The following is a 13,333-nucleotide window of genomic DNA, read 5'->3' as shown; positions in this document are numbered from 1 at the left end:
TCGCCTGCTGCGGGGGCCTGCCATGCTGTCTGTGAGCGTTCACAGTAGAGAAACATCCCGGACACTTGTCAATGGTTGTTGCTGTGCGGTTATGTTGGCATCGCACCGCCAATAATGTCTGTGCACGTTCCCAAATGATCGATTAACCGGGAGAGATCCATGCCGGAGACCACGCCCCAGGGCCTCACGAGGCTCGCCTTCGGTGGGGACTACAACCCCGAGCAATGGCCGGAAAGCGTCTGGCAGGAGGACGTCCGGCTGATGCGGGAGGCCGGGGTCTCCCTGGTGAGCGTCGGGATCTTCTCCTGGGCGCTCCTGGAGCCCGACCCCGGCCGTTACGACTTCGGCTGGCTGGACCGGGTCCTGGACCTGTTGCACGAGAACGGCATCCGCGTCGACCTCGGCACCCCCACCGTCGTACCGCCCGCGTGGTTCTACCGCGCCCACCCCGACGCCCTGCCCGTCACCGCTGACGGCACCCGCTACGAGTTCGGCTCCCGCGGCGCCATCTGCCACAGCAACGCCGACTACCGCGCCGCCGCCGCGAACATCACCACCCGGCTCGCCGAGCGCTACGGCGACCACCCGGCGCTGGCGATGTGGCACGTCCACAACGAGTACGGCGTCCCCGTCTCGGCCTGCTACTGCGACTCCTGCGCCGCCCACTTCCGCCGGTGGCTGACCACCACCTACGGCACCGTTGACGCGGTCAACGACGCATGGGGAACCGCCTTCTGGGGACAGCGCTACTCAACTGTTGACCAGATCAACCCGCCGCGGCTGGCCCCGACCGTCGGCAACCCCGCCCAGGCGCTGGACTACCGGCGCTTCGCCGACGCCACCATTCGTGAGAACTTCCGCACCGAGCGGGACATCCTGCACCGGCTGTCCCCGGGCATCCCGGTCACCACCAACTTCATGACCGCCCTCAGCCAGTGCGACTCCCTCGACTACTGGGCCTGGGGCCGCGAGGTCGACCTCGTCACCAACGACCACTACCTGATCACCGACGGCCGCCGCACCCACGTCAACCTCGCCATGGCCGCCGACCTCACCCGCTCCGTCGCGGGCGGCGCCCCCTGGCTGCTCCTGGAGCACTCCACGTCCGGTGTGAACTGGCAGCCCCGCAACCCGGCCAAGGCCCCCGGCCAGATGGCCCGCAACTCCCTCGCCCATGTGGCGCGCGGCTCCGAGGGCGCCATGTTCTTCCAGTGGCGGCAGTCCCGGCGCGGCGCCGAGAAGTTCCACTCGGCGATGGTCCCGCACGGCGGCACCGACACGCGCGTGTGGCGCGAGGTCGTCCAACTGGGCGCCGCCCTGGAGTCGTTGCACGAGATCCGCTCCACCCGCACCGTCGCCGACGCCGCCGTCCTGTGGGACTGGCACTCCTGGTGGGCGCAGAACCTCGACTGGCGCCCCAGCGAGGACCACGACGCCCGCGAACGCGCCGACACCTTCTACGAGGCCCTCTACGACCGCCACCTCACCGTCGACTTCGCCCACCCGGAAGCCGACTTGTCGGCCTATCCCCTTGTCGTCGTACCCGCCCTGTACCTGATGACGGAGGCGGCCGGGGCCAACCTGAAGGCGTACGTCGAAGGCGGCGGCACCCTCGTGGTCTCGTACTTCTCCGGCATCGTCGACGAGCACGACGCCGTGCACGAGGGCGGCTACCCGGGTGCGCTGCGGGACGTCCTCGGGCTCAGCGTCGAGGAGTTCTCGCCGCTGCTCGCGGGCGAGCGGGTGCGGCTGACCGGGCCGGAGGGCTCCGAACTCGACGCCGACGTGTGGACGGAGTTCGTGGTGCCGCGCGGCGCCGAGACCGTGTGGACGTACGCCGACGGACTGACCGCGGGTCGTCCCGCCGTCACCCGCCACCGCCTCGGCGAGGGCACCGCCTGGTACATCTCCACCCGGCTGGGCGCCGAGGCCCTCGACGCCGTGCTGGCCCCGGCGGCCGAGGACGCGCGCATCGCGCCGCGCGCGGACCTGCCGCGGGACGTGGAGGTGGTCCGCCGCACCGGTGAGTCCGGTACCTACCTCTTCGCCCTCAACCACACCGCCACCGACGCCAAGGTGCCGCTGGACGGATCCGGCACCGAGCTGCTGACCGGAGACCGCGCCGCGGGCCGCCTCGCGGTCCCGGCGGGAGCCGTGCGGGTCGTCCGACTCGACGGCTGAGCCGACTCCCCTCCGCCCGCGCGAGCCGATGTGAGCCGCGGGCGGAGGGGCCGCCTCCGCCACCGGAGCGGAGGTCGACCTCCCCACCACGTCGAAGGGACGACGAACGTCGATGTTCCATCCCAGACGCACACTCAAGGCCCTGCTCCTGCCGCTCACGGCCGGGCTCGCCCTCACCGCCCTGCCCGCCCAGACCGCCCAGGCCGCGAGCACCCTCACCAACGGAGGCTTCGAGGCCGACGGGGCGGGCGCCGCCGTACCCAGCGGCTGGTCCGAGTACGGCACGGCCGCGGCGTCCTACTCCGAGGCCGGGGGCCGCAGCGGCGGTTACCGGCTGAGCCACTGGTCGTCGTCCGCCTACAAGGTGGAGACCTACCAGTACCTGTCCGGGCTGGCGAACGGCAGCTACAAGCTCACCGCCTGGGTCCGCTCCGGAGGCGGCCAGAACTCCGCCTACATAGCCGTGAGGAACTGCGGCGGCACGGAACAGCGCACGGATCTGCCGGTCTCCGCGTCAGGGTGGATCCGTATCGTCGTGCCGGTCAATGTGACCGGCAACCAGTGCACCATCAGCATCAACAGTGACGCGAACGCGGGCAACTGGATCAATGTTGACGACCTGACATTGACGTCCGGGACATCCAGTACAGCGATCAAGGGTGCCGACATCTCCTCCCTCGCCAAGAGCGAGGCCAAGGGCGGCGTCTACCGCACCGCCTCCGGCACCACGGGCGACGCCCTCTCCGTCCTGAAGTCCGCCGGGATGAACTACGCGCGCCTGAAGGTCTGGGTGAACCCGGCCGACGGCTACAACAACAAGGCGCGCGTGCTGGCGACGGCCAAGCGCGTCAAGGCCCAGGGCATGAAGCTCCTGGTCGACTTCCACTACTCGGACACCTGGGCCGACCCGGGCCACCAGACCAAGCCAGCCGCCTGGGCGGGCCATTCGTACGGTCAGCTCAGGACGGACGTCTACCACCACACGTACGACGTGCTGAACGCGCTGAAGGCGCAGGGCACCACCGCCGACATGGTCCAGGTGGGCAACGAGATCAACGGCGGCATGCTGTGGAGCGAGGGTTCCACCGACAACTGGACCCAGCTCGCCGGTCTGCTCAACTCCGGCTATGACGCCGTCAAGGCGGTCAGCTCCTCCACCACCGTGGCCCTGCACCTCGCCGAGGGCGGCGACCTCGAGGGAACCCGCTGGTGGTTCGACAACGCGGTGGCGAAGGGCGTGAAGTTCGACGTCATCGGGCTGTCGTACTACGGCTACTGGCACGGCACCCTGTACGACTTCCAGACCACCCTGGACGACGCGGCCACCCGCTACGGCAAGCCCGTCTACGTCGCCGAGACGGCCTACCCGTTCCGGCTGGACAGCAAGGACGCGCACGAGAACATCATCGACGTCAGCGGTGAACTGGTCCCCGGCTACCCCGCCAGCACGACCGGGCAGACCCGGTGGATGAACGACATCGCCAGCATCGTGGAGGCCGTCCCCAACGGCCGTGGCCTCGGCGTCTTCTACTGGGAGGCCACCTGGACCGCGGTGGACGGCAACGGCTGGGACCCGACCGACCCCGCCTCCGGCAACGGCTGGGAGAACCAGGCCCTGTTCGGGTACGACGACCGGGCGCTTCCGGCGATGGCGTGGTTCCGCCACCGCTGAGCACCGCCCGAGGGGTCCGGCCGGGGACGGCCGGACCCCTGTCAAGACGCCGTACGGTCCCGGACAAGGACCGCCGAGTCCGGGACGCGGAGGTGCGCCGGGCGTCACAGTGGGGAATCGTCTTGTCGGGGCAGAGCGAGAGGGACGACCAGATGCTGAGGACTCCCGTCACCGGTGTGCGCCTGGAGATTCTGGAGTGGCTGAAGGACCCGGCCGCCCACTTCCCGCCCGAGCGGCACACGGATCCCGTCGCGGACGGCGTCACCGCCGACGCCGTCGCCACCCGCCTGGGCGTCCGCCGCCCGGTGGCCGAGCGCCATCTCGTCCTCCTCACGGCGATCGGCCTGCTGCGCACGAAGCGGATCCGGCGCCGCGTCCACTACCGCCGCGACGAGTTCCGGATCGCCGAAGTCGCCCGGATGTTTGAAAAGGGCTGGTGACCGAGGCCACGAGGAGGATGCCTGTGAGCACCGTTCACGCGCCGAAGGCCCTGGTGACGCCCCCTCCCGAGCCCTTGGTCCCGGTGCGCTACGTCGACATCGGCGGCCGGGGCCCGGAGGACGTCGTCACCGACGCCCGCGGCCGGGTCCTGACCGGCGTCGAGGACGGCCGCATCCTGCGCCTCGACGGCCTCACCGACCCCGGCCCCCGCGGCCCCCGCGTCGAGCTGCTCGCCGACACCGGCGGTCGCCCGCTCGGCCTGGAACCGCTCCCGGACGGCACGCTGCTGGTGTGCGACGCCGTACGCGGGCTGCTGAACGTGGACCTCACCGACGGCCGGGTGCGGGTGCTCGCCGACTCGGTGGCCGGGGAGCGGCTGCGGTTCGCCAGCAATGCCGTCGCCCTCCCCGACGGCAGCGTCCACTTCACCGTCTCCAGCCGTCGCCACCCCCTGGAGCACTGGATCGGCGACCTGGTCGAACACACCGGCACCGGCCGCCTGCTGCGCCTCGCGCCCGGCGCCCGGGAACCCGAAGTGCTCCTGGAGGGGCTCCAGTTCGCCAACGGCCTCGCCGCGAGCGCCGACGGCTCCTTCCTCGTCGTGGCCGAGACCGGGGCCCACCGCCTCACCCGCTACCGGCTCACCGGACCCGGCGCGGGTCGCGCCGAGCCCTTCGCCGCCGACCTGCCCGGCCTTCCCGACAACCTGTGGCGCCGCGGCTCGGGCGGCCCCGTCTGGGCCGCGCTGGCCGGTCCCCGCGTCCCCGCCCTGGACCTCCTGCACCACGCCGCACCCGCCGCCGTACGCCGTGGCGCCGCCCGGGCCGCCCGGCGCGTCCCCTTCCGCCCCACCGGCATGGTCGGCCTCCTCGCCCTCGACGACACCGGCACGGTCCTCCACCACCTCACCCGGCGCCACTCCCGCTTCCGCATGGTCACCAGCGTCTGCGAGACCGACGGGCACCTGGTCCTCGGCAGCCTGTGGGAGCACGGTGTCGCGGTCTGCGCGGCGCCGCCCCCGAAGTGACCGGGCACGGCCCCCGGGTTACCCTGTTGACCGGCCGCGATCACCCGCGCGGCGCGGCGGTGGGGCCCGCCGTACCCGAACCGCGGCACCGGTGCCGCCAACGGTCCCTCCTCGCGACGACAGGCGTCCTGCCCGGGCCTGGCGAGTAGGAGACGTACGGCGATGACGATTCCCGAGACCGACAGCCTCCCCCTGGACACCCGCCCCGCACGGCGGTCGGCGTGGCGCGCGCAGCTCCCCGTGGTCGCGGTGGTCGCCCTCGGCGGCGGCGCGGGCGCGGCGGCCCGGTACGCGGTGGCCCTGTGGTGGCCCACCGGGGCGGGCGGCTTCCCCTGGGCCGTCTTCGGGGCCAACGTCATCGGCTGCGCGGTGATCGGCGTGTTCCTGGTGGCCGTCACCGAGGCCAGGACCGCGCACCCGCTGGTCCGCCCGTTCTTCGGCACCGGCGTCCTCGGCGGCTTCACCACCTTCTCGACGTACGCCGTCGACATCCACGACCTGATCGACGCGGGCCACCCCGGCACCGCGCTGGCCTATCTCGCCGCCACCCTGCTCGCGGCGCTCACGGCGGTGTGGCTCGCGACGACGGCGGCCCGCCGCGTTCTGCTCGGGAGGCAGCGATGACCGGACTGACCGGGCGCGCGCTGCGCGTCACCGTCCTCGTCGGGGAGAACGACACCTGGCACCGCAGGCCCCTCTACTCGGAGATCGTCCACCGGGCCCAGCGGGCCGGGCTCGCGGGCGCCAGCGTCTTCCGCGGCATCGAGGGCTTCGGCGCGTCCTCCCTGATCCACACCTCCCGGCTGCTCTCCCTGAGCGAGGACCTGCCGGTGGCCGTGGTGATCGTCGACACCGAGGAGCGGGTCCGGGACTTCCTGCCGCAGCTCGACGAACTCGTCACCGCGGGCCTGGTGATCCTCGACGACTGCGAGGTCATCCTCCCCCAGTCCCGGCCTCGCTCGACCGGGGGGACCCCCACCGTGGGACGTGAAGGCGCCGAATGAACTGGTTCCTGGTCATCGCGGGCGGCATGATCGGCGCCCCGCTGCGCTATCTGACCGACCGCGCGGTGCAGTCCCGGCACGACTCGGTCTTCCCCTGGGGCACCTTCACGGTCAACGTCACCGGCAGCCTGCTGCTCGGCCTCCTCACCGGCGCGGCCGTCGCCGGAGCCGCCGACTCCCCCCTGCTGCTGTTCCTCGGCACCGGGCTGTGCGGGGCGCTGACGACGTACTCGACCTTCTCCTACGAGACCCTGCGGCTCGCGGAGTCGGGGGCGCGCCGGTACGCCGTGGCCAACGCGGTGGTGAGCGTGGCGGTGGGGCTGGGGGCGGCGTTCGCGGGGGTGGCGGTGGCGCGGGCGGTGTGGGGGTAGCCGTCGGGGCCAGCGGGACGCCAGGGCCCGGCCTTGACACCGGGCCGACCTCGACCGCACCATCACTCCGTGAACCTGTCAGACAGCCAGACAGCTGGTCCGGTACCGCCGCGCCGCGTCAGCGCCATGGAGGCGGTGCTCACGCACCTGCGCGACGCCATCGAGCGCGGCGAGTACGCGATCGGGGACAAGCTGCCCTCCGAGGCGGAGCTGTGCCGCACCCTGGAGGTCTCCCGGCCGGTGCTGCGCGAGGCCCTGCGCGCGCTGCAGACCATGGGGCTGACCGTGTCCAGGACCGGCAAGGGCACCTTCGTGGTGGCCAGCGCGGTCGAGGACCCCACCTTCGGGGACTACGCGGCCAGCGACCTGCTGGAGGTGCGCCGCCATGTGGAGATCCCCGTCGCGGGGTACGCCGCGAGGCGCCGTACGCCGGAGAACCTGGACCATCTGACCCACCTGCTGGACCGCATGGAGCGGGAGACGGACACCACCGCCTGGGTCGCGATGGACACCCTCTTCCACCTCGCCGTGGCCGAGGCGGCCCAGAACCCCGTCTTCCGCCGGGTCATCGAGGAGATCCGGGACGCGCTGGCCCGCCAGTCGGCGTTCCTCAACGAACTCGGCGGCCGTCGCGAGCAGTCCAACCGCGAGCACCGGGCCATCGTGGAGGCGCTGGTCGACGGCAGCGAACAGGACGCGCGCGAGGCCATGGCCCACCACATCGACCGCGTCGAGAACACCCTCACCGACATCGTGCGCGCCACGCGCAAGGACTGAACGAGCAGTCAGGACCGAAGAGACAGTGACGCACAGCAGCTCCCTCGCCGCGGCACCCCCCGTCCGCGCACCCCGCCACGCCCCCGTCGCCCACCTGATACGCGGCGGCGTCGTCGAGGGCGTCCACCACGGCTCCGTCGTCGTCCTCGGCGCCGACGGCCGGGTGGAGTTCCAGCTCGGCGACATCGAGGCCGCCTGCTACCCGCGCTCGGCGCTCAAGCCGGTGCAGGCCGTCGCCATGGTCCGCGCCGGACTGCCGCTGGACGGCGCCCTGCTCTCGCTCGCCGCGGCCAGCCACTCCGGCGAGGACCGCCATCTCGCGGGCGCCCGCCGCATCCTCGAACTCGCCGGGGTCACCGAGGACGACCTGCGCAACGTGCCCGACCTGCCGCTGGACCCGGTGGTCCGCGACAGCTGGATCCGCGCGGGCCGCACCCCGTCCCGGCTCGCGCAGAACTGCTCCGGCAAGCACACCGCCATGCTCTGCACCGCCCGGCTCAACGGCTGGTCCCTCGACGACTACCTCGACCCCGGCCACCCCCTCCAGCGGGCCATCGCGGAGACCGTCGAGGACCTGACCGGGCAGCGCATCGCCCATGTCACCGTCGACGGCTGCGGCGCCCCGCTGTTCGCCGTCTCCCTGGCCGGACTCGCCCGCGCCGCCGCCCGGATCACCACCGCCGCGCCGGGCACCCCTCAGGCACGGGTCGCCGACGCGATGCGCGAGCACGCCGAGATGGCCTCCGGCTCCGGCCGCGACGTGGCCGCGCTGATGCGGGCCGTGCCGGGGCTGCTCGCCAAGGACGGCTACGAGGGCGTCCAGGTCGCCGCCCTGCCCGACGGCCGCGCCGTCGCCGTCAAGATCGCCGACGGCGCCACCCGGGCCCGCGTCCCGGTCACCGCCGCGGCCCTCACCCTCGCCGGGGTCGACCCCGCCCTCCTCACCCCCTTCACGGGCGGCGCGGTACTCGGCGGCGGTGAGCCGGTGGGCCACGTCCGCGCGGTACCGGCTCTCGACGCGGCGCGGCTCGCGGCGTCGGCCTGACGGTCGGCCCACGCGCGCGTGCCCGCACGCACCCGGGTGACAATGGCGATCATGGCCGTGCCCCGTACCTCCCAGACCTTCGAACCCGTCCTCACCCGCATCGCCGAGGAGATCGAGCACACCCCCGGCCGCGGCCGTCCCGCCGACTACATCCCGGCGCTGGCGGCCTGTGACCCCCGGCGCTTCGGGATGGCCGTCGCCGAGCTGGACGGCACGGTGTACGGCGTCGGGGACTGGCGGGAGCCGTTCTCGGCGCAGTCGGTCACCAAGGTGTTCACGCTCGCCCTCGACCTCGCGCGGGAGGGCGACGAACTCTGGGAGCACGTGGGCCGCGAGCCCTCCGGCAACCCCTTCAACTCCCTGGTGCAGCTGGAGTACGAGAACGGCATCCCGCGCAACCCGTTCATCAACGCGGGCGCCCTCGTCGTCACCGACCGGCTGCACACCCGTACCGGCGACGCGGCGGGCACCCTGCGGGACTTCCTGCGGACCGAGAGCGGCAACCCCGACCTGGACTTCGACCACGAGATCGCCGCCTCGGAGACCGCGCACGGCGACCGGAACGCCGCCCTCGCCCACTTCATGGCGTCCTACGGCAACATCGACAACCCGGTCCCGCTCCTCCTCGACCAGTACTTCCGCCAGTGCTCCCTCAGGGCGTCCTGCGCCGACCTCGCCCTGGCCACCGCCTTCCTCGCCCGGCACGGCATCCGCGCCGACGGCTCCCGGCTGCTCACCCGCAGCCAGGCCAAGCAGGTCAACGCCGTCATGCTGACCTGCGGCACCTACGACGCGGCCGGGGACTTCGCCTATCGCGTCGGACTGCCCGGCAAGAGCGGCGTCGGCGGCGGCATCATCGCCGTGGTGCCGGGCCGCTGCACCCTGTGCGTGTGGAGCCCCGGCCTGGACGAGCGCGGCAACTCGGTGGCGGGGGTGGCCGCGCTGGACCGTTTCACCACGCTGACGGGGCTGTCGGTCTTCTGACCTCCCCCGGCCATCCCGGCGATCACACACCCGACACGAGCCCGCTCCCGCCCGGAGACCCCGCCGTCGCTTTCCGGCCACCCGTCGTCGCCACGCTGACGGAGTGTTGGCCATGGCTTTCCCCGTCGATCTCCGCCGCTGCCAGGTCCTCGGCCTGGCCGGTACCGCCTTTCTCGCGGCGGGCGGTGAGACCGCCGGAGCCCTGCCCGTACGGCAACTGCTGGCACCGTCCTCCGCCGGTGCCGCCCTGGGCCTGGTCGGCTCGTACTTCGGCGTCGTCCTGCTGATCGCGGCCTGGGTGCTCCTCGGCCGTCTGCTGCGCGGCCCCCACCCGCCCTCCCCGCGCGCCCTGCTGCTGGTCCTCGCCCTGTGGGCGGCCCCGCTGCTGCTCGCGCCACCGCTGTTCAGCCGGGACGTCTACAGCTATCTCGCGCAGGGCGCCATGGTGGACGCCCGGCTCGACGTCTACACCTACGGCCCCTCCCACCTCGGCGGCCCCCTCGCCGACGAGGTCGCCCCGCTGTGGCAGCACACGGCGGCCCCGTACGGCCCGGTCTTCCTCGCCGTCGCCGCCGCGCTGTCCGCGCTGACCCAGGGCGAACTCCCCGCCGGGCTGCTGGGCATGCGGCTGCTCGCGCTGCTCGGCGTGGCGCTGATGGCCGCCGCGCTGCCCCGCCTCGCCCGGCACAGCGGCGCCGACCCGGCCGCCGCGCTCTGGCTGGGCGCCCTGAACCCGCTGGTGCTGCTGCACCTGGTCGCCGGTGCGCACAACGACGCGCTGATGCTGGGCCTGCTCGGGGTGGGGCTGGTGGCGGCGCTGGGCCGGTGGCCGGTCCTGGGCGCCGTACTGGTCACGCTCGCCGCGCTGGTGAAGGCGCCCGCCGCGCTGGGGCTGGCGGCGGTGGTCGTGCTGCAACTGCGCGCGGGCCGCCGTCCGGCGCGGGCGGTGCTGTCGACCGGGGGCGCCGCCGCCGTCACCACGGTCGCCGCGACGGCCGCCGCGGGCACCGGCTACGGCTGGATCGCCGCCCTCGACACCCCCGTCTCCCCGCACAACTGGGCCCTCACCAGCCTCCTCGGCCGCGCCACCCGCGCCCTGCTGGAACGTCTCGGCAGCGACCTGGCACCGCTCGCCGTCCCGGCCTGGCACGCCCTCGGCCTCGCCCTGACCGCCGCGCTGATCGTCGCCATCTGGTGGCGGCTGCGGCCCCGCCCGGTCTACGCGCTCGGCCTGAGCCTGGCCGCGGTGGCCGCCTTCGGCCCGGCGATCCGTCCCTGGTACGCGATATGGGGCCTGTTCCTCATCGCCGCCGCCGCGCCCAGTTCCTCGCTGCGCCACCGGCTGGCGGCCGTCCCGGGCGTCCTCGCGCTGGCCTCGCTGCCCAGCGGTGGCCCGGCCGACCTCGGTCAGCTCGTCCTCGCGGTCTCCGGCGGAGTGCTCGCGGTGGTGGTCCTCTGGCAGGCCCATCAGGCGGCCCGGCCGACCTCGGCGCTGGGCGGTACGGCATGACCGCCGCCATCAGACCGCCGCGCACCGACCGCGGCCGACTGCTCCTCGTCCTCGCCCTCGCCGTCGCGGTGACCGCGTTCACCGCGACCGTGCCGCTGCTGCGGGACTGGTTCGACCTGCGCGTCTACCACGGCAGCGTCGACCACTGGCTGCACCGGGGCGGACACCTCTACGACTACCAGGTGCCGGGCACGGCGTACGGCTTCACCTACCCGCCGTTCGCCGCCGTCGCCATGTCGCCCATGGTCTTCGTCGGCCTGCACACCGCCATCGCGCTCACCCTGCTGCTCAACCTGGCCGCCCTCGCCGTGGCGCTGCACGTGCTCACCGACGGCGCGTGGCGGCGCTACGGCTGGTACGGCTGTGCCCTGGGCGCCGGTCTGCTCGCGCTGTACGAACCGCTGCGCGACACCTTCAGCTTCGGCCAGGTCAACCTGCTGCTCCTGGCCCTCGTCCTGACCGATGCCCGGCTGCTGGCCACCGGACGGACCCGCTGGGCGGGCGTCGGGATCGGCCTCGCGGCGGCCATCAAGCTCACGCCCGTGATCTTTGTCGCCCTGCTGCTGCTCGGCCGCAGGTGGCGGGCGGCGGCGACCGCGACGGGAGTCGCCGTCGCGGCGACCGCGCTGGCGGTGGTGGTCGCGCCCGGGGCGTCGCGCTTCTACTGGACACACGCCCTGTGGGACACCTCCCGGATCGGCCGCCTGGACTATGTCTCGAACCAGTCGGTGCAGGGCGTTCTCGCCAGGCTCGCGCAGGGCGAGCCGAGCCGCGCGCTGTGGGCGCTGGCCGTCCTCGGGGTGCTGTGCGTGTGGGTGTGGCGGGCCCGCCGGGCGGTGGCGGCCGGTGACTGGCAGGCGGCGTTCGCGCTGACCGGGCTGACGGCCTGTCTCGTCAGCCCGATCACCTGGGTGCACCATCTCGTGTGGCTGCTGCCGTCGTTCGCGGTGCTGCTGCGCACCGGGCACGCGCGCGTGGCGGGCGCGCTGTACGCCGTGCTGTGCACGAGCGTGGTGTGGCTGTGGTTCGACGACGCCTCCGGCATCGACGGGTTCCTCGGCGCCAACGCGTACACCTGGATCACCCTGGGCCTGCTGCTGTCGCTGCCGGTGCGTCAGGCGTACCCGGACCGCCGCTCCTTGAGCCGCAGTGCCAGTGCCATGGCCAGGCCGCCCGCCGTCGCCGCGCCCACGATCGCGGCCGTCTCCCGCCAACCGGGCCCGGCATCCGGGTCGGGCGGGTCGACAGCCGCCACGGCCGCGGGCACCGCTTCCGGGCCGGGCAGCGCGGTGGCCCGGGGCGCCACCGTCAGCGAGCCCACCGGCGCCACCCGCCCGGCGGCGTCGAACCCCCAGTCGAGCAGCGCGCGGGCCTCCTCGTAGACGGCGTGCGGGCCGCCCGACTGCGGGTTCATCACGGTGACGACCAGCGTGCGGCCACCGCGCCGCGCCGCGGCGACCAGGGTGTGGCCCGCCTTGCTGGTGTAGCCGTTCTTGACGCCGATCAGCCCCGGGTAGCGGGCCACACCGTCGGCCCCGGTCAGCAGCCGGTTGGTGTTCCGGATGCCGTACGGCCGTCCGTCGCGGCCCGGGAAGTCGGCCGTCACGGTGGCGCAGTACCGCGCGAAGTCGGCGTTGCGCAGCCCCGCCAGCCCGAACACCGCCAGGTCGTACGCCGATGACACCTGGCCCGGCGCGTCATACCCGTCGGGCGACAGCACGCGCGTGTCGCGCGCCCCCAGCACCCGGGCCCTGGCCTGCATCCGCGCGGCCGTGCCCCGCCAGCCGCCGGTCATCTCGGCCAGCACGTGCACGGCGTCGTTGCCGGAGCTGAGGAAGACCCCGCGCCACAGGTCGGCGACCCGGTAGGTGCGCCCCGCCGCGACCCCGACCAGACTGCTGCCCGCCCCGATGCCCTTCAGGTCCCTAGGGCGCACCGTGTGCCGGATGCCGCCGGGCAGCACCGGCAGCACGGTGAGCGCGAACAGGGTCTTCAGGGTGCTGGCGGGCGGCAGCTTCCGGTGGGCGTCGTGCCCCGCGAGCACCGCGCCGCTCCCGGCGTCGGCCACCACCCAGGACAGCGCCGAGACCGAGGGCACGGCACGCACTCCGGCCGGGGCCAGGACCTGGGTGCCGGACCGGGACAGCGGATCCGGCGGCGGTGTCACCGCACCGGGACCTCCCGGCGTACCGGAAGCGGCGCCGTCCTGGGTGCCCGCCGTGTTCGGCGCGAGCCCCAGCACGCCCGCCGCGCAGAGGGCGCAGGCCGCCGCGACCGCCCGGGAAGGGAATGTGATCATCATACGAGCAACGTAGGAATGC

General features: G+C 73.6%; 11 protein-coding genes and 2 pseudogenes. 12 read left to right on the top strand and 1 reads right to left on the bottom strand.

Annotated features, from left to right (window positions below; genetic code table 11):
• Window positions 1–159: 159 nt before the first annotated feature.
• The 12 genes and pseudogenes from ACFVQG_RS01035 (at window position 160) to ACFVQG_RS00980 (ending at window position 12,394) form a co-directional block, all read left to right on the top strand.
• Entirely contained in the window at window positions 160–2,181 is a 2,022-nt protein-coding gene (locus ACFVQG_RS01035) for a beta-galactosidase (RefSeq protein WP_383375342.1), read from the top strand.
• Window positions 2,182–2,293: 112 nt separating this feature from the next.
• Window positions 2,294–3,853 (top strand): arabinogalactan endo-beta-1,4-galactanase, encoded by a 1,560-nt coding sequence (locus tag ACFVQG_RS01030; protein ID WP_383375340.1) that lies wholly within the window; start codon window positions 2,294–2,296, stop codon window positions 3,851–3,853.
• A gap of 152 nt (window positions 3,854–4,005) precedes the next feature.
• Complete coding sequence (locus tag ACFVQG_RS01025; RefSeq protein ID WP_383375338.1) at window positions 4,006–4,293, top strand: ArsR family transcriptional regulator; 288 nt, start codon at window positions 4,006–4,008, stop codon at window positions 4,291–4,293.
• A gap of 17 nt (window positions 4,294–4,310) precedes the next feature.
• Window positions 4,311–5,321 carry an SMP-30/gluconolactonase/LRE family protein gene (locus ACFVQG_RS01020; protein ID WP_383375336.1) on the top strand — a complete coding sequence of 337 codons (1,011 nt, stop codon included), beginning with the start codon at window positions 4,311–4,313 and terminating at the stop codon, window positions 5,319–5,321.
• Window positions 5,322–5,483: 162 nt separating this feature from the next.
• The gene (gene crcB / locus ACFVQG_RS01015; protein WP_383375334.1) at window positions 5,484–5,945 is read left to right on the top strand and encodes a fluoride efflux transporter CrcB; all 462 of its coding nucleotides are present in this window, start codon (window positions 5,484–5,486) and stop codon (window positions 5,943–5,945) included.
• Window positions 5,942–6,325: a DUF190 domain-containing protein gene (locus tag ACFVQG_RS01010; protein ID WP_383375332.1), complete on the top strand. Its 384-nt coding sequence runs from the start codon at window positions 5,942–5,944 to the stop codon at window positions 6,323–6,325. Before crcB (ACFVQG_RS01015) ends, ACFVQG_RS01010 begins: the two co-directional genes overlap by 4 nt.
• On the top strand, window positions 6,322–6,696 hold the full coding sequence (gene crcB / locus ACFVQG_RS01005) for a fluoride efflux transporter CrcB (protein ID WP_383375330.1): 375 nt from the start codon (window positions 6,322–6,324) through the stop codon (window positions 6,694–6,696). Before ACFVQG_RS01010 ends, crcB (ACFVQG_RS01005) begins: the two co-directional genes overlap by 4 nt.
• Window positions 6,697–6,765: 69 nt before the next feature.
• Window positions 6,766–7,473, top strand: coding sequence for a FadR/GntR family transcriptional regulator (locus ACFVQG_RS01000; protein WP_383375328.1), 708 nt, complete (start codon window positions 6,766–6,768; stop codon window positions 7,471–7,473).
• A gap of 25 nt (window positions 7,474–7,498) precedes the next feature.
• Window positions 7,499–8,518: an asparaginase gene (locus tag ACFVQG_RS00995; RefSeq protein WP_383375326.1), complete on the top strand. Its 1,020-nt coding sequence runs from the start codon at window positions 7,499–7,501 to the stop codon at window positions 8,516–8,518.
• 42 nt (window positions 8,519–8,560) lie between these two features.
• On the top strand, window positions 8,561–9,502 hold the full coding sequence (locus ACFVQG_RS00990) for a glutaminase (protein ID WP_383375324.1): 942 nt from the start codon (window positions 8,561–8,563) through the stop codon (window positions 9,500–9,502).
• 22 nt (window positions 9,503–9,524) lie between these two features.
• Window positions 9,525–11,012 (top strand): annotated as a pseudogene (gene mptB, locus ACFVQG_RS00985) (polyprenol phosphomannose-dependent alpha 1,6 mannosyltransferase MptB); the annotation flags it as partial.
• An 8-nt stretch (window positions 11,013–11,020) separates the two neighbouring features.
• Window positions 11,021–12,394: a glycosyltransferase 87 family protein gene (locus ACFVQG_RS00980; protein ID WP_383376484.1), complete on the top strand. Its 1,374-nt coding sequence runs from the start codon at window positions 11,021–11,023 to the stop codon at window positions 12,392–12,394.
• 35 nt (window positions 12,395–12,429) lie between these two features.
• On the opposite strand, the pseudogene ACFVQG_RS00975 reads toward ACFVQG_RS00980, so the two are convergent.
• Window positions 12,430–13,311 (bottom strand): annotated as a pseudogene (locus ACFVQG_RS00975) (D-alanyl-D-alanine carboxypeptidase family protein); the annotation flags it as partial.
• Window positions 13,312–13,333 lie beyond the last annotated feature (22 nt).

Source organism: Streptomyces sp. NPDC057877, assembly GCF_042796855.1.
GTDB lineage: Bacteria > Actinomycetota > Actinomycetes > Streptomycetales > Streptomycetaceae > Streptomyces.
Note: the sequence above shows the minus strand (reverse complement) of the source record. Positions and strands in the feature narration are given on the sequence as shown.

Excerpts from the sequence above, each read along its gene's own strand:
- ACFVQG_RS01025 (WP_383375338.1), top strand. The coding sequence starts at position 4,006 with ATGCTGAGGACTCCCGTCACCGGTGTGCGCCTGGAGATTCTGGAGTGG.
- crcB (WP_383375330.1), top strand. The coding sequence starts at position 6,322 with ATGAACTGGTTCCTGGTCATCGCGGGCGGCATGATCGGCGCCCCGCTG.
- ACFVQG_RS01010 (WP_383375332.1), top strand. The coding sequence starts at position 5,942 with ATGACCGGACTGACCGGGCGCGCGCTGCGCGTCACCGTCCTCGTCGGG.
- ACFVQG_RS01020 (WP_383375336.1), top strand. The coding sequence starts at position 4,311 with ATGCCTGTGAGCACCGTTCACGCGCCGAAGGCCCTGGTGACGCCCCCT.
- crcB (WP_383375334.1), top strand. The coding sequence starts at position 5,484 with ATGACGATTCCCGAGACCGACAGCCTCCCCCTGGACACCCGCCCCGCA.
- ACFVQG_RS00990 (WP_383375324.1), top strand. The coding sequence starts at position 8,561 with ATGGCGATCATGGCCGTGCCCCGTACCTCCCAGACCTTCGAACCCGTC.
- ACFVQG_RS01030 (WP_383375340.1), top strand. The coding sequence starts at position 2,294 with ATGTTCCATCCCAGACGCACACTCAAGGCCCTGCTCCTGCCGCTCACG.
- ACFVQG_RS01035 (WP_383375342.1), top strand. The coding sequence starts at position 160 with ATGCCGGAGACCACGCCCCAGGGCCTCACGAGGCTCGCCTTCGGTGGG.